This is a genomic window from Streptomyces sp. GC420 (assembly GCF_009916105.1).
Taxonomy (GTDB): Bacteria; Actinomycetota; Actinomycetes; order Streptomycetales; family Streptomycetaceae; genus Streptomyces.
In genome coordinates this window covers 1-14,027 of record NZ_JAAAXQ010000215.1, presented here as the reverse complement: position 1 = coordinate 14,027, position 14,027 = coordinate 1, and the positions used below count along the sequence as shown (strand labels likewise).

The 14,027-nt window shown below is 72.6% G+C and carries 14 protein-coding genes; 5 read left to right on the top strand and 9 right to left on the bottom strand.

Features of this window, described 5'->3' with window-relative positions; genetic code table 11:
- Positions 1–286: 286 nt before the first annotated feature.
- The 7 genes from GUY61_RS23925 to GUY61_RS23895 form a co-directional block, all read right to left on the bottom strand.
- The gene (locus tag GUY61_RS23925) at positions 287–625 is read right to left on the bottom strand and encodes a hypothetical protein (protein WP_166632300.1); all 339 of its coding nucleotides are present in this window, start codon (positions 623–625) and stop codon (positions 287–289) included.
- A 62-nt stretch (positions 626–687) separates the two neighbouring features.
- Positions 688–2,340, bottom strand: coding sequence for a long-chain fatty acid--CoA ligase (locus GUY61_RS23920; RefSeq protein WP_398956654.1), 1,653 nt, complete (start codon positions 2,338–2,340; stop codon positions 688–690).
- A gap of 31 nt (positions 2,341–2,371) precedes the next feature.
- Entirely contained in the window at positions 2,372–3,673 is a 1,302-nt protein-coding gene (locus GUY61_RS23915) for an ABC transporter substrate-binding protein (RefSeq protein WP_166632299.1), read from the bottom strand.
- 4 nt (positions 3,674–3,677) lie between these two features.
- On the bottom strand, positions 3,678–5,009 hold the full coding sequence (locus tag GUY61_RS23910; protein ID WP_166632298.1) for a branched-chain amino acid ABC transporter permease: 1,332 nt from the start codon (positions 5,007–5,009) through the stop codon (positions 3,678–3,680).
- Entirely contained in the window at positions 5,002–5,898 is an 897-nt protein-coding gene (locus GUY61_RS23905; RefSeq protein WP_166632297.1) for a branched-chain amino acid ABC transporter permease, read from the bottom strand. Before GUY61_RS23905 ends, GUY61_RS23910 begins: the two co-directional genes overlap by 8 nt.
- A gap of 1 nt (position 5,899) precedes the next feature.
- On the bottom strand, positions 5,900–6,781 hold the full coding sequence (locus tag GUY61_RS23900) for an ABC transporter ATP-binding protein (protein ID WP_166632296.1): 882 nt from the start codon (positions 6,779–6,781) through the stop codon (positions 5,900–5,902).
- Entirely contained in the window at positions 6,778–7,638 is an 861-nt protein-coding gene (locus tag GUY61_RS23895) for an ABC transporter ATP-binding protein (protein WP_166632295.1), read from the bottom strand. The genes GUY61_RS23900 and GUY61_RS23895 overlap by 4 nt, the downstream gene beginning before the upstream one ends.
- A 207-nt stretch (positions 7,639–7,845) precedes the next feature.
- Between GUY61_RS23895 and GUY61_RS23890 the strand changes: the two genes are divergently transcribed.
- Both GUY61_RS23890 and GUY61_RS23885 read left to right on the top strand, forming a co-directional pair.
- Positions 7,846–8,982, top strand: a complete 1,137-nt coding sequence (locus GUY61_RS23890; RefSeq protein ID WP_166632294.1) for a GAF domain-containing protein — start codon at positions 7,846–7,848, stop codon at positions 8,980–8,982.
- A complete protein-coding gene (locus GUY61_RS23885) occupies positions 8,979–9,611 on the top strand; it encodes a response regulator transcription factor (RefSeq protein WP_166632293.1) in 633 nt (210 codons plus the stop codon). The genes GUY61_RS23890 and GUY61_RS23885 overlap by 4 nt, the downstream gene beginning before the upstream one ends.
- Positions 9,612–10,321: 710 nt before the next feature.
- On the opposite strand, the gene GUY61_RS23880 is transcribed toward GUY61_RS23885, so the two are convergent.
- Positions 10,322–10,615, bottom strand: a complete 294-nt coding sequence (locus GUY61_RS23880) for an HPr family phosphocarrier protein (RefSeq protein WP_166632292.1) — start codon at positions 10,613–10,615, stop codon at positions 10,322–10,324.
- A complete protein-coding gene (gene dhaM / locus GUY61_RS23875; RefSeq protein WP_166632291.1) occupies positions 10,599–10,991 on the bottom strand; it encodes a dihydroxyacetone kinase phosphoryl donor subunit DhaM in 393 nt (130 codons plus the stop codon). Before dhaM ends, GUY61_RS23880 begins: the two co-directional genes overlap by 17 nt.
- Positions 10,992–11,047: 56 nt before the next feature.
- Here dhaM and GUY61_RS23870 point away from each other — a divergent pair, with 56 nt between their 5' ends.
- The 3 genes from GUY61_RS23870 (at position 11,048) to dhaK (ending at position 13,995) form a co-directional block, all read left to right on the top strand.
- Complete coding sequence (locus GUY61_RS23870) at positions 11,048–11,827, top strand: IclR family transcriptional regulator (RefSeq protein WP_166632290.1); 780 nt, start codon at positions 11,048–11,050, stop codon at positions 11,825–11,827.
- A gap of 405 nt (positions 11,828–12,232) precedes the next feature.
- A complete protein-coding gene (locus GUY61_RS23865) occupies positions 12,233–13,000 on the top strand; it encodes an MIP/aquaporin family protein (RefSeq protein ID WP_166632289.1) in 768 nt (255 codons plus the stop codon).
- Positions 12,997–13,995: a dihydroxyacetone kinase subunit DhaK gene (dhaK, locus tag GUY61_RS23860; protein WP_166632288.1), complete on the top strand. Its 999-nt coding sequence runs from the start codon at positions 12,997–12,999 to the stop codon at positions 13,993–13,995. The genes GUY61_RS23865 and dhaK overlap by 4 nt, the downstream gene beginning before the upstream one ends.
- Positions 13,996–14,027: the final 32 nt, after the last annotated feature.

Sequence of the window (14,027 nt, the reverse complement as noted above, 5' to 3'; positions counted from 1 at the left end):
GCCCAGGAGCCGGGGCCGTGGGACGGGTAGGGCCGCCCGGAGCCGGCTCCGGGGCCGTAGGCATGGGGACGGGTGTCATGGGCGGGCTCCGGTCCCGGACCGCCGGGGCTCGTGCCCGGCCCCTGCGGCGGGTGGGGTTCGCTCCACCGGTCCGCCGACCACGACGGGCCGCCGCGGGTGGGCCGCGGCCCACCCGCCGACGGCGCGCCGGACCCGTCCGGCGAGCCCCAGGGATCGAACCCGTGCCGGGGTCCGGGTTCCCGTCCCGGAGGTGTCGGGGCCGGGCTCATGACGCCCCTCTCAGCGGCGCGGAGCGGCCACCGGCCGGGGCCCCGGCGCCGATCCGGCGAGCACCACCGGCCCGGCCCAGCGCCAGCTCCCGCGCCGTGCGAAGTGCCCAGCTCCGCCGGGCCTCGCACCGGTCCCGGTCCCGCGTCAGCTCCTTGTGCAGGGCGTCGGCGTACCGGCGGTCCACGGCGTACGTACCGCCGAGGGCCGCGACGGTGTCGGCGACGGCCCGGCGAAGCTCCGCGTCGGAGTACAGGTACTCGTGGTCGAGCCTGCTCAGGTACAGCGCCGAGGTCGGATGGGGATCCCCCTGCGGGGGCAGGATGTTGCGGCTCATGGCTCGTCCTGTTTTTGGTGATAGTTCGTCAGAGGGCAGGGTGCGCCGGGGTGTTCACCGGCTCATGCGATGACGTCGACGGCCAGCTCTCCCGCTGCGTAGCTCTTGCGCAGCGCCTTCTTGTCGAACTTGCCGACCGAGGTCTTGGGCACCTCCGGGACCGAGGCCCAGCGCTCGGGCAACTGCCACGCGGCGACCTTCCCGGCGAGGAAGCCGCGCAGTTCCCCGTGTGCGGCTGTGCTGCCCTCCCTGAGCACCACCGCGGCGAGCGGCCGCTCGCCCCACTTGTCGTCGGGGACACCGACCACGCACGCCTCGGCCACCGCGGGGTGCGCCATGAGGTGGTTCTCCAACTCGACGGAGGAAATCCACTCGCCGCCGGACTTGATGACGTCCTTGACCCGGTCGGTGAGGGTGAGGAAGCCGTCCGCCGTGATGGTGCCGACGTCGCCGGTGCGCAGCCAGCCGTCGTGGAACTTCTCCGGGTCGTCGTCGAGGTGGTAGGAGCCGGTGATCCAGGGGCCGCGCACCTCCAGCTCCCCGACGCTGCGCCCGTCCCAGGCCAGGACGGCGCCGTCCTGGCCGATGAGCCGGGCCTCGACGGGGGCGGGGAACCTGCCCTGGCTGACGCGGTACCGCCAGGCGTCCTCGCCCTCGGTGCCCTCGGGTTCGCGGGCCAGGGCACCGAGCGGGGAGATCTCGGTCATGCCCCAGGCGTGCAGCAGCCTGATGCCGAACTCCTCCTCATAGGTACGCATCAGGGAGGGCGGGCAGGAGGAGCCGCCGACGACGGCCTCCCGGAGGCTGGAGATGTCCGCGTCCCGGTGCTGCTGGACGTGGCCGGCGAGCCCCTGCCACACCGTGGGCACGCCCGCTCCCTTGTTGGGGCGGGAGGCGGCGATGAACGCGGCGAGGGGCGCGGGGGCGAGGAAGCGGTCCGGCATGGCGAGCGAGGCACCGGTGAGGAACGCGGCGTACGGCAGGCCCCATGCCTGGGCGTGGAACTGCGGGACGATGACGAGCAGCCGGTCGGCCGCCGAGATGTTCATCAGGTCCGGCAGGCTGATGCCCAGTGAATGCAGGTAGAGCGAACGGTGGCTGTAGACGACGCCCTTGGGGTTGCCCGTGGTGCCGGAGGTGTAGCACATGCCGGCCGCCTGGTTCTCGTCCACGTCCGGCCAGTCGTAGGTCTCGGGCCGGTCCTCCAGCAGCCGCGCGTAGTCGTGGACGCTCACACCGGGGGTCTCGGGCAGGACCGCGGAGTCGGCCGGCTGCCCGTTGACGATGACGTGCCGCACGGTGCGCATCTCGGGCAGCAGTGCCGCGAAGACCGGCAGCAGAGAGCTGTCGACGATGACGACGGTGTCCTCGGCGTGGTTGGCGATGTAGGTGATCTGCTCGGGGAAGAGGCGGATGTTCAGGGGGTGGATCACGGCGCCCATGGCGGGCACTGCCAGGTAGGCCTCCAGGTGCTCCTGGTTGTTCCACATGAAGGTGGCGACCCGGTCGCCCGGCCCCACGCCGAGGCCGGACAGGGCGTGGGCGAGCCGGGCGGCGTTGCGGCCCACCTCGGCGTAGGTGGCCGTCCTGGTGCCCGCGTCGGTGGCGGTGGTCACCTCGCTGCCGCTGTGCAGGGTCGCGCCGTGCTCCAGCAGCCGGCGGATCAGCAGCGGCACGGGCTGCATGGTGCTGGGCAGGGGGGTTGTGCTGGACATTCGCTGTGATTCCTTCGGTAGTGACGGACCGTCAGTCGCGCTTGTACGTGGCGCCGAGCTCGGAGGTGAACAGCTCCTTGACGACCTTGGTGCCGCCCTCCGTCCTGGCGTCCGGCTTGAGGACGTACGTCTGCCGCGCGGGGATCTGGCCCGAGTTGCTGAAGTCCAGCGGGGCGACGAGGCCGCCGGTGTCCACCCGGGACAGGTTCTTCAGGGCCGTGAACAGGCCCTTCCTGGTGAGGTCCTTGTTCTCGCACGCGGTCTCGAGGATCCTGGCCATGATCTCGCCCTGCGCGTAGCCGTACATGACGTACGACGACTGGGCCTCGCCCTTGAACTTCTTGTTGAACAGCTTGCGCACCTTCGCGGGCCTGTCCGCCTCGGAGGAGAAGGGCGCGACGGAACTGACGAAGAGGAGCTGCTTCTGGAGGGCCGACTTGGCGGAGCCGCTCAGCAGGGCGGGGCTGAAGGAGGGGTTGGAGCCGAGGAAGGTGGCGCCGTAACCGGACGCCTCGGCCACGGAGACGGCGGACGCGGTCTGGGCACCGGTCGTGGTGAGCAGAACCGCCTTCGCCTTCGCGTTGCGGGAGCTGGTCACCTGCGCGGTGAGGTCGGTGTCCGTGGGCTTGATCTTGTGCTCCTTGAGCTTCAGGCCCAGCTTCTTCGCCGCCGCGCGGCTGCCCTCCAGCGCGTTCTGTCCGTAGTCGCCCTCCAGGTAGATGTGGCTCACGACGTCGCCGCGCCCCAGCTTCTTGGTGTCGACCAGATGCTGGAGCCCGTTGATCATCTCGATGTCGTACGTGGTGCCGCTGATGACCACGTAGGGGTTGTCGAGCAGGGTCGACGACCAGGAGACCGCGAGGGTGAGCATCTCGTCCGACTCCAGCGTGGGCAGCAGCGCGGCGATCATCGGCGAGCCGAGCAGCTCGTCCAGGGCGAGCACCTCGTCCTTGATCTGCGCGTAGCCGGAGACGGCCTGCTGGGTCTGGTAGCCGTGGTCCTTGACGACGAACTCGACCTTGCGGCCGCAGACGCCGCCCTCGGCGTTCTTCTCGTCCCAGAACAGTTCGCGCCCCTGGTTGCCGGCCTTGGCGGCGCCGGCGAACACACCGGTCTGGTCGGTCAGCACGCCCAGTTTGATCGTCTTGTCGGTCACACCGGGACCGGTGGCGAGCTTGTCGGAGCCCCCGGCCGGGGCGTCGCCCTCGGTGGCCTTGGTGGAGCAGCCGGCGGTGACCAGGACGCCGAGCAGGACGGACATGGCGATCGTGCGCCGGGTTCCGCGCCCGGTTCTGCCACGGTCGCGGGACGGGGTCTGGGTGAGGTGCGACATGGTGTTACGGCCTTTCGGTGGTGGAGACACCCTGCTCGTCGGCAAGCGGGGGGAGAGGGAGGGAGGTTGAGGGCCCGGGCCGGTCGTCGCCGCGCCGGTGGCGGCGCCGCAGACGGTCGCGCAGCGCCGACCCGCCTCCGGGCTCGAAGACGATGATCAGTACGACCGCCGCGCCGTAGACGAACTTGGCGAGCACGGCGGAGGTGAGGCCGCCGCTTTCCGCGCCGGAGCCCTGGAGCTGGGACACATAGCGTTCGAGCACGGCCGGCAGGGAGGCGACGAACAGGGCCCCGAAGACGGCACCGCCCGCCGAGCCGAGTCCGCCGATGACGATGATCGCCAAGTACTCGACCGACATGATCACGCCGAAGGTGTCCGGGATGATGCGGCGGAAGGCGAGGGCCAGCAGCACGCCGCCGAGCCCCGCGAACATGGAGGAGGCGAGGAACGCGTACGCCTTGTACCGCACCACGTTCACGCCCATCGCCGCCGCGGCCACCTCGTGGTCGCGGACACCGCGCAGGGCACGCCCCACCCGGCCGCGCACCAGCAGCCGGAAGCAGACCACGGCCAGCAGCAGCACCGCGAGGGCGAGGTACCACAGCCGCTCCTCGCGCCCGAAGGGCACCCCGAGCACATAGGTCGTCAGGCCGGGCACGTCCTCGAAGGCGAATCCGAACAGGGCGAAACCGGGGACGTCACGGCCGTTCACCCCGCCGGTGAGGGGCTCGGCGCCGACCAGGACGTGCTGGCCCACGAAGACCAGCCCGAGCGAGGCGATCCCGAGGTAGATGCCGCGCAGGCGGGCCGCGACCGGGCTGAACAGCAGCCCGGCGACTCCGGTGAGCGCGACGGCGAGGACCAGTGCGAGCAGCGGCGGGAGTCCCAGGCCGACCCGGTCTTCGCCGGCCGGTGAGGCGAGGTACGTGTACCCGTACGCGCCCAGGGCGATGAAGAAGGCGTGGCCCATCGAGAGCATTCCGGCCTGGCCGAGGAGCAGGGTGAGGCCGAGCGCCGCCACCGCGGTCGCGTAGACGAACAGGCCCAGTTGCAGCCAGAACGCCTCGAAGTAGAAGGGCACGGCGAGCAGAGCGGCGAGCCCGGCCGCGCGCAGGGCCCATCCGGGCCGCGGGAGGGGGCGCCGGAGCAGGGCGGCCGCGAAGGCCCGCACCGTCCCCGGTGTTTGCGCCGTTCCCGATGTACTGGCCGTCTTCGCCGTCCGCGCCGTCTTCGCGGCCGGCTCGGGGGTCTGCGCGGGGGTCTGCGGGGACGTCTCCGTCGCGGTCGCGGTCGCGGAGGTCTCCGCCGGTGTCTTCGTGGGCCGGGAGTCAGACACGGTGCAGCTCCTTGGTTCCGAACAGGCCCGTGGGCCGGACGAGCAGCACCAGCACCATGACCAGGTAGGGCATGACGGTGTGGAAGCCCGTTCCCAGGAAGGCGAGGTCCTCCGCATAGCCCTGGGTGAGGGCCTCGGTCACGCCGACGACCAGCCCGCCGACGACCGCGCCGCCGACCGAGTCGAGCCCGCCGAGAATCGCCGCCGGGAAGGCCCGCAGCGCCACGGCGGCGGTCGCGGGTTCGAGACCCGGCGAGGGGAAGACGGTGAGGAAGACACCTGCCACCGCGGCCAGCGCGCCGGCGATCAGCCAGGAGGCGGCCGAGACCCGGCTCCGGCGGATGCCCATGAGGGAGGCGGTCGCCGGGTCCTCGGCGGTGGCGCGCATCGCCACGCCCCAGCGGGAGAACCGGAACCAGGCGAGGAACGCGGTGATGAGGAGGATGCCGGCGGCGAGTGCGGCGAGCCGGGTCTGGGGAACGGTCACCCCGGCGAGCGTGACGATGCCGTTGCCCCACGGGTCTCCCATGGGGAGCACGTCGATGCCGATCCGGCGGCTCATCTCCGTCTGCACCAGCACGTCGACGCCGATGGTCATGATGCTGACCGCGAGCACGGCGTCGCCCTTGACACGCCGTACGAGCAGCCACTCCACGGCCACGGCGACCGTGACGGCCACCCCCACGCCGAGCAGTACGGCGACGGCGAACGGGAACCGGTCGACGGTGCTGAACCGGGAGGTGAAGTACGCGCCGACCATGAGGAGGGCCGGGTGGGCGAAGTTGACCACGTGCGTGGCCTTGAAGACGACGACGAACCCCAGGGCGAGCAGTGCGTACACCGCGCCCAGCGACAGTCCGCCGATCAGCAGTTGGAGGAGGTTGTGCATGTCATCTCTCAGACGGGGTGGCGGGGGCGGGCTGTTCGGGCGTGCCGGACGGCGCGGTGTCGTCGCCGCTTCCCAGGTAGGCGCGCAGCACCTCGGGGTCCCGCTGTACTTCCTCCGGTGTGCCGTCCGCGATGCGCCTGCCGAAGTCGAGGACGGTGACCCGGTCGGCGATGCCCATCACCAGGCCCATGTCGTGCTCGACGAGCAGGACGGGGATGCCGAGGCTGTCGCGGACGTCGCGGATGAGCTGCGCGGTGCGGGTGGTCTCGTGCGCGTTCATGCCGGCGGCGGGTTCGTCGAGGAGGAGCAGGGCGGGTTCCATGCACAGGGCGCGCGCGATCTCCACACGCTTCTGGTCGCCGTAGGACAGTCCGCCCGCGGGAACGTCGAGCAGGTTCGCCAGCCCGACGAAGTCCGCGATGTCGCGCACCCGCTCCCGGTGGTCGCGCAGGGCGCGGCCGGGCCTGCCGTGGCCGGCGCGCCACAGGGCCCCGGGCCGCAGCAGCTGGTGGCGGCCGAGGAGCAGGTTCTCCAGGACCGAGGCCCCGGGCAGCAGGGCGATGTTCTGGAAGGTGCGGGCGACCCCGAGTGCGGCCAGCCGGTGCGGACGCAGCCGGGTCAGATCGGTGCCGTGGAAGCGGACGGCGCCGCTCGCCGGGCGGTAGACGGCGGACAGGACGTTGAAGAGCGTGGACTTGCCGGCGCCGTTGGGGCCGATCACCGCGTGGATGTGGCGCGCCCGTACCGCGAAGGAGACGTCGTCGAGCGCGGTGACGCCCGCGAAGCGGACGGTCACGCCGTCCACGACCAGGACCGCCCCGTCGGCGTCCGCGTGCGCGTGCTCGGCCGGAGGCGCCGCTGCCGTGCCGGTGGACCCGGTCATGCCGACCACCTCTCCAGGAGCCTGCGGCGGCCGCCCGCCGCGTCCCCGTCCCGGCCCGCGGGATCCTCCGGGCCTTCCCCGCCGGGCGGCTCGGCCTCACCGGCCGCCGGTTCCGTGTCGTCCGCGGAGCGCGCCGGGCCTCCCAGGTAGAGGTCGCGCACCGACTCGTCGGCGGCGAGGGCGGCGGCCGTGCCCGACAGGGTCACCTCGCCGAGGGTGAGGACGACGGCGTTCGTGGCGACGGAGAGCGCCATCGTGGCGTTCTGCTCGATGAGCAGGACGGTCGTGCCCTGGGCGTTGATCTCCTTGATCACTTCACCGATGTGGCCGACCATCCGCGGGGCGAGCCCCAGGGAGGGCTCGTCGATGAGGAGCAGCCGCGGGCAGGCCATCAGGGCCCGGCCGATGGCGAGCATCTGCTGCTGTCCTCCCGAGAGGAGGCCGGCCCGCTGGTCGCGCCGCTCGTGCAGCAGCGGGAACAGTTCCCGCACCCGGTCGGCCGCCGCGGCGCGGCGGGCCCGGTCCTTCACGGCGAAACCACCCGCCCGCAGGTTCTCGGCCACGGTGAGCCTGGTGAACACGCGGCGTCCCTCGGGCACGAGCACCACCCCGTCCCCGGCGAGCGCGGCCGCGGGCCGGCCCACCAGGGACTTGCCCTCGAACTCGATGGATCCCTCGTCCACGGCGCCGCCGAAGTCGGCGAGCGCCCCCGAGATCGAGCGCAGCAGGGTGGTCTTGCCCGCCCCGTTGCTGCCGAGGACGGCGACCACCGCGCCGTCCGGGACGTCCAGCGACACCGACCGCAGGGCGAGCACAGCGCCGCCGTAGCGCACTTTCAGATTGCGTACCTGGAGCATCCGGCCTCCGTCGTTCCAGCGCCGGGATGGCGCTGGCCGCGATCCTGGGTTTCGGGGTCGGCTCCGGGTAGCTCCAGGAGGAGGTATTCCTTCGGAGGTCTCCATTCGGAGATGGTCAGGGCCGCGGGAGCGGGCCAGGATGTGCGCACTCGAGCGGAGCACGTCCGCTTCTGGTCCGCCGGGCGGGAGGCACCTACGATGGCTGACGTGCCAGACAGCAGGCGGACTCGGCCGATGCCGAACGCGCTGTTCGAGCTGACCGAGGGATACAGCCAGGTCCTCGCGCTGCTCGACCAGTCCGTCGCCATGCGCCGGGTCGTGGACGAGGTTCCGGACCTCACCGGCGTGGACGTGGCCTGGGTGGGTGAGCCGGACGGCGAGGACCGGCTGGTGCTCGGGCACACGGTGAACGCGCGCACGCCCGCCGTCGACGGTCTCGTCGTACCGACCGGGTGCGGGCTCGGCGGGCAGGTGATGCTGCGGCGGTCCCCGCTGTGGGTCAGTGACTACCGCCGCTCCGACACCATCACCCACCACTTCAACGCCCAGGCGGAGATCGAGGGCCTTGGCGCGATGATCGCGGTTCCCGTGGTCCACGAGGGCCGGCTGCTCGGTGTGCTGTACGGCTCCAACCGGGAGACGTCCCCGTTCGGCGACCGTACGGCCGAGTCCCTCCAGAAGGCGGCGAGCCGGGCCGCGGCGGCCGCCGTCGTCGCCGAGCGGGCCCGCCACGCCGCGGAGATCGCCGTGCACGAGGAGCGGCGCAGGCTCGCGCTGGAGCTGCACGACACCGTGGGGGCCATGCTCTTCTCCATCGGGGCCGGCATCCGCACGCTGACCGGCGAGCTGCCCGCGGGGGACGCGGTGTACGCGCGCCTCACGGAGCTGGAGGAGCAGGCGGTCCAGGCCGCCGCCGCGCTGCGGGTGTCGCTGCACGCGCTGCACGCACCGCCGGAGGAGGTCGCCCTCGGCGTCGCGCTGCGCGGCCACTGCCGGGCGTTCCAGGAGCGCACCGGGGTCATCGCCCGGCTCATCATCGTCACCGAGGTGCCCGGCCTCCCGCCGGCCACGATCAAGGCCCTGGCCGACGCGACGCGTGAGGCGCTGCTGAACGTGGAGAAGCACGCGCGGGCCCGCTCCGTGGTGGTGAGCGTCTTCACGCACTCCGGAGGGGTCTGCGTGACCATCGCAGACGACGGTGTGGGCCTGCCGCCCGGCGATCGGCCACCGGGCGGGCTCGGCCTGGCCACCATGGCCGAGCGTCTGGAGCGGGTGGGCGGCGAGGCGCAGGTGGGCCGCAACGAGGACGGCGGCGTGAGTGTCCAGGCGTGGGTGCCGACGTGACCGAGCCGAACGTACGTGTACTGGTCGTGGACGACCATCCGATCGTCCGCGACGGCGTCGCCATGGCGCTGGGCAACGCCTCGTGGATCACCGTGTCCGGATACGCGTGTTCCGGACGGGAGGCGATCAGTGAGGTGGAGCGGCTGAGGCCGGACGTCGTACTCCTCGACCTGCGGCTGCCCGACATGCTCGCTCCCGAGGTGATCCGGGAGCTGCGGACCCATGTCCCCGGCGTCAAGATCGTGATCTTCACGGCGTACCCGGAGCACGCCGCCCTGGAGGAGGCGCTCGGGGCGGGAGCGCACGCCGTCGTCGTCAAGGACGCCCAGCGGTCCGATCTGGTGGACATCGTGCGGCGCGTCAACGCCGGGGAGCGAGTGGTCCGCACCAGCCCCGACCATCTCCTCAGCGTGCTGCTGAACCGGCGCCTCAAGGAGAGCGGGCTGACGCGCCGCGAGTACGAGATCCTGCGCAGGGTGGCGATGGGTGAGACGAATCCGGAGATCGCCGACGTGCTGGGGCTCACCCGGAACACGGTCAAGACCTACTTGCAGCGGACGCTGGAGAAGCTGGGCGCGCGCAACCGCGTGGAGGCGCTGGCCCGTGCCAGCGAGCGCGGCATTCTCTGAGCGGGCCGGCGCGGCTCCGTTCCCGTGGGCCGGAAGAGGGCGCCGCGCGCTCCGGTGGACGGGGAGACCCGTGCCCCCGCGCGACCGGACGTGATCCGTCACGAGCGGTTCACCGACCGCCGAACAGCACGCGGCGGTCCGGCGGGCCCTCACGGAGACCGAGGCGACGGGCGCACCAGCCCGTTCCCCGGGCACCGCGGCTTCGGCCGCGACTCCCCGCCGGCGGGGCCGAGCCGGAGGTGACGGCGCGCGTCGCCGCGGCCGAGCCGTACGGGCGCCCGGGGCCGGCCTTCGTGCACGGCGGCTTCGCGGCAGCGTGGCCCGGGGCCGGTACTGAGGTGCGGCACGTCCGCCTTCGCCGGTGCGGCGCACGGGCGATCGGTGGGCACGTTGGCCGGAGGGCCCCGGCGGGTACGTCCGTCCCGCGCGCCCCGGGGCCGGGTGCCGGGTGCGCGGGGGCTGCTGCTCGGCGCGGCAGGCGGCGGCACGCGGGGCGCACTCAGCCGGTGGCAGGGCCGAACCACCTCACGTCCGAATCGGGGTGCTCCCCCCGCCGGCCCCGGCCACCGGCCGGCGATCGAGGGGTCGGCGCTCCCGCCGGACTCCGGGGCGGGGGCCACTGGAGGAGCCGGGGCCGCGGCCGGGATCGGCCGCGCGGACACGGGCCGGCTTCCGCGGCCGTGGTCGGCGACGTCTTTGTCGAGGTCGGGCTATTCGGCGGTGGCGAGGATCTCGGCCAGCGCCGCCACGGCCGCTTCCGCGTCCGGCCCCTCGGCACGTACGGTCACCGTGCTGCCCGCGGTCGCGCCCAGCCCCATCACTGCCAGGACTCCGGCCGGGTTGACGGACCGTCCGGCGTGGTCGAGGTGCACGGCGCTGGTGAATCCGGCGGCGGCGCGGGCGAGTCTGCCCGCCGGGCGGGCGTGCAGATTGGCGGGCAGGACGACCTCCGCCTCGTGGCGAGCGGTCGGCGGGAGAGAATCGGTGTCAGAACTTGGGGACATGACGGGCCTCCTTGGCGGCGTTGGCGACGGTCTCCAGGTCGGCGCCGGATGCGGCGGTGACCACGGCGGCGATCGCCCCCTCGACGAAGGGTGCGTCGACGATCAGCACGTCGGGGCGGGGATGGTCCTCGAGCACGGTGCGGGCGGTGAGGACGGAGCTGCCGAGGTCCGGCAGGATCACGACGCCACCCGCACGGTCCGCGTCCTTGATCGCGGCGAGGACCAGGTCGTAGCTGGTGCCGATCCCTCCGTCGTCGGTGCCTGCGGCGGTGACGACGGGGACCTCTTCCGAGCCGATCTGCCCCACCAGCCGGCGCAGTCCGGCGGCGAGTTCGGCGCTGTGGGAAACGAGTACGATGCCGACTGGGGTGCTCATGAACAGTGACCATAGATCCCGGAACAGCGTTCATCAATACTGAACGGAGAACTTTTATGGTGCAGTCGGTGCAGCGGGCGATCCAGATCCTGCGGGAACTCGCGTCCGCGGGACCCCGGCTGGGCGTGTCCGAGCTCGCCGACCGCCTGGGCGTGGCCAAGCCCACGGTCCACGCACTGCTGCGCACCCTCGAGGCCGAGCACGTGGTCGTCCAGGACCGGGAGAGCTCCAAGTACCAACTGGGCCCCGACCTGGTACTGCTGGGCAACGCCTACCTGGACACGCAGGAACTGCGCACCCGCTCCCTGACCTGGGCGGACCAGCTCGCGACCCGGACGGGCGAGGCGGTGTGGGTCGCCGTGCTCACCGGCGACCACGTACTGGTCGTGCACCACGCCTTCCGCCCCGAGGGCGCCGTGCAGATCCTGGAGGTCGGCGCGAGCATCCCGTGGAGCACCTGCGCCCTGGGCAAGGCGATCGCGGCCCACTCGCCGGCGGCCGACCGCGAGCGGTTGCTGGGCGGCGAACCGGCGGTGCTCACCGGCGCCAGCATCACCGACCCGGGCGTGCTCGCGGACCAGTTGGACGAGGTACTGAAGACCGGTTACGCCGTGGAGGACCAGGAGTGCGCCATCGGCGACGCCGGCATCGCGGCGCCGGTCTTCGACCGCTCCGGTGACGTCGTCGGCGCCATCGGGATCATCGGACCCGTGGAGCGCCTGCTCGCGGAAACCGCACGTCAGGAACTGGCGGTCGCGGTGCGCGAGACCGCACGCAATCTCTCCCGCGACCTCGGCGCCTCCAGGGGCTCGGCCATGCGGCGCACGGGCGGCTGACAGCGGCCGCCGGCCGGGCCCGACGGTCGGCGGACCGGCGGCACGGACACACCGTCCGCACACCGCTCCACCCCGCTGCACGCACCCTCCCTCTCTGCCGGCCCGCGGCCACCGCGCCGCGGGCCGCCCGCGTACGCGCCCCGCCCGACCACGTACACGTCCCGGCAGTCCGGCGGGCCCGGGCCGTGCGTCCGGCCGGCGCGAAACCCTTGACACGGGTGAAACGCGGCCTTAACTTCCGAACATCGTTCATCCATAGTGAACGCTCTTAGGGAATTTCGATTCCCGGATGGCCGCCGGGCTTCCCGCCCCGACCGCCCGGCGGCCACCCACTCCCTTTCCTCATGAACCGCTGCGCGCGGAGGAGGTGAGACGCCCTGACCGCCGCCGGCGGTGGGCGCCGTCATGGAAGAGAACACACACCCACAGAAACTGCTCGCCGAGATGCTGGGCACCGCGATGCTGGTGTTCATCGGCGTCGGTTCGGTCCCCGCGACGCTCATCGTCGGCGGTGAGGCACCGTTCACCATGGCCGAACTGGGCATGATCTCGCTCGCCTTCGCCACGGTCGTCATCGCCATGGTCTACGCGATCGGACACATATCCGGCTGTCAGATCAACCCGGCCGTCACCGTGGCCCTCGCCGCCACGGGGAAGACGCCCTGGCGGGACGTCCCCGGCTACATCGCCGCACAGATCGCGGGCGCGCTGCTCGGCGCGCTGGCCATCGTGGGCGTACTCGGCAAGAAGGCCGTGACCGCCGGTCTCGGCATCGCCGCCTACGGAGCCGACGTGACTGCCGGTCAGGCGCTGCTCGCCGAGGCGGTGGGCACGTTCATCCTCGCCTTCGTCGTCTTCGGCGCCATCGACGAACGCTCCTCCGGAGGATTCGCCGGGCTCGCCATCGGCCTCGCCGTCTTCGCCGTCATCATCCCCGTGGCGCCCGCCACCGGCGCCGCCATCAACCCCGCGCGCACCGTCGGCCCGATGGTGGTCGGCGAACTGTCCGGAAGCACCGTGCAGTGGGAGCAGCTTCCCGTCTATCTGATCGCCCAGGTCGCCGGCGCGGTGGCCGCGGGCTTCCTCTACCTCACCCTCGGTGCCCGCCGCCAGACCGCCGCCACCACCGAGGCCCCGGCCGAGCCGGCCGCCGCCGAAGGAGTCCTGCAGTGAAGAAGCTCATCAACGCCCCCGAGAGCGTCCTGGACGACGCCCTGGCCGGGATCGCCGCCGCCCACCCCGCGCTCAGCGTCGACACCGCCGCCAAGGTCATCACCCGTTCCGGCGGCGGCCGGCCCGGCAAGGTCGCGCTCGTCTCGGGCGGCGGATCGGGCCACGAACCACTGCACGGCGGCTTCGTGGGGACCGGCATGCTCGACGCCGCCTGTCCCGGCGAGGTGTTCACCTCGCCGGTCCCCGGCCAGATGCTCGCCGCCGCCCAGGCCGTCAACGGCGGCGCGGGCGTGGTGTTCATCGTGAAGAACTACACCGGCGACGTGCTCAACTTCCGGATGGCGGCCGAGCTCGCGGGCGACGAGGGCGTCAAGGTGGAGACCGTACTGGTCGACGACGACGTGGCCGTCCAGGACTCCACCTGGACCGCGGGCCGCCGCGGCACCGGCGCCACCGTGTTCGTGGAGAAGATCGCCGGCGCCCTCGCCGAACAGGGCGCGGACCTCGACGCGGTCGTGGAGGCGGCCCGCCGGGTCAATGCCAACTCCCGGTCCTTCGCGGTCGCCCTGACCTCCTGCACCACCCCGGCCTCCGGCAGGCCCGGCTTCGACCTGCCGGCCGACGAGATCGAGGTCGGCGTCGGCATCCACGGCGAACCCGGTCGGCGCAGGGAGAAGATCCGCCCCGTCAAGGACATCGTGCGCACCGCGCTCGACGCGATCCTCGCCGACCAGCCGCTCACCGCGGGCGACGAGACCGTCGTCATGGTCAACGGTCTCGGCGCCACTCCCCTGCTGGAGCTCTACGTGACGTACAACGAAGTCGCCGCCGTCCTCGCGGACCAGGGCGTCACCATCGCCCGCAACCTGGTCGGCAACTACGTCACCAGCCTCGACATGGCCGGTGTTTCCATCACCGTGTGCAAGGCCGATGCCGAGATGCTGTCCCTGTGGGACGCCCCCGTGAACACCCCCGCCCTGCGCTGGGGGGTCTGAACCCGGCGGGCGGGCCGGGCACGCCACCGAGC

Bases quoted from the DNA above. Each gene is read 5' to 3' on its own strand.
- GUY61_RS23920 (WP_398956654.1), bottom strand. From the start codon at position 2,340: ATGTCCAGCACAACCCCCCTGCCCAGCACCATGCAGCCCGTGCCGCTG.
- GUY61_RS23895 (WP_166632295.1), bottom strand. From the start codon at position 7,638: ATGCTCCAGGTACGCAATCTGAAAGTGCGCTACGGCGGCGCTGTGCTC.
- GUY61_RS23870 (WP_166632290.1), top strand. From the start codon at position 11,048: ATGGTGCAGTCGGTGCAGCGGGCGATCCAGATCCTGCGGGAACTCGCG.
- GUY61_RS23905 (WP_166632297.1), bottom strand. From the start codon at position 5,898: ATGCACAACCTCCTCCAACTGCTGATCGGCGGACTGTCGCTGGGCGCG.
- GUY61_RS23915 (WP_166632299.1), bottom strand. From the start codon at position 3,673: ATGTCGCACCTCACCCAGACCCCGTCCCGCGACCGTGGCAGAACCGGG.
- dhaM (WP_166632291.1), bottom strand. From the start codon at position 10,991: ATGAGCACCCCAGTCGGCATCGTACTCGTTTCCCACAGCGCCGAACTC.
- GUY61_RS23925 (WP_166632300.1), bottom strand. From the start codon at position 625: ATGAGCCGCAACATCCTGCCCCCGCAGGGGGATCCCCATCCGACCTCG.
- GUY61_RS23865 (WP_166632289.1), top strand. From the start codon at position 12,233: ATGGAAGAGAACACACACCCACAGAAACTGCTCGCCGAGATGCTGGGC.
- GUY61_RS23900 (WP_166632296.1), bottom strand. From the start codon at position 6,781: ATGACCGGGTCCACCGGCACGGCAGCGGCGCCTCCGGCCGAGCACGCG.
- GUY61_RS23880 (WP_166632292.1), bottom strand. From the start codon at position 10,615: ATGTCCCCAAGTTCTGACACCGATTCTCTCCCGCCGACCGCTCGCCAC.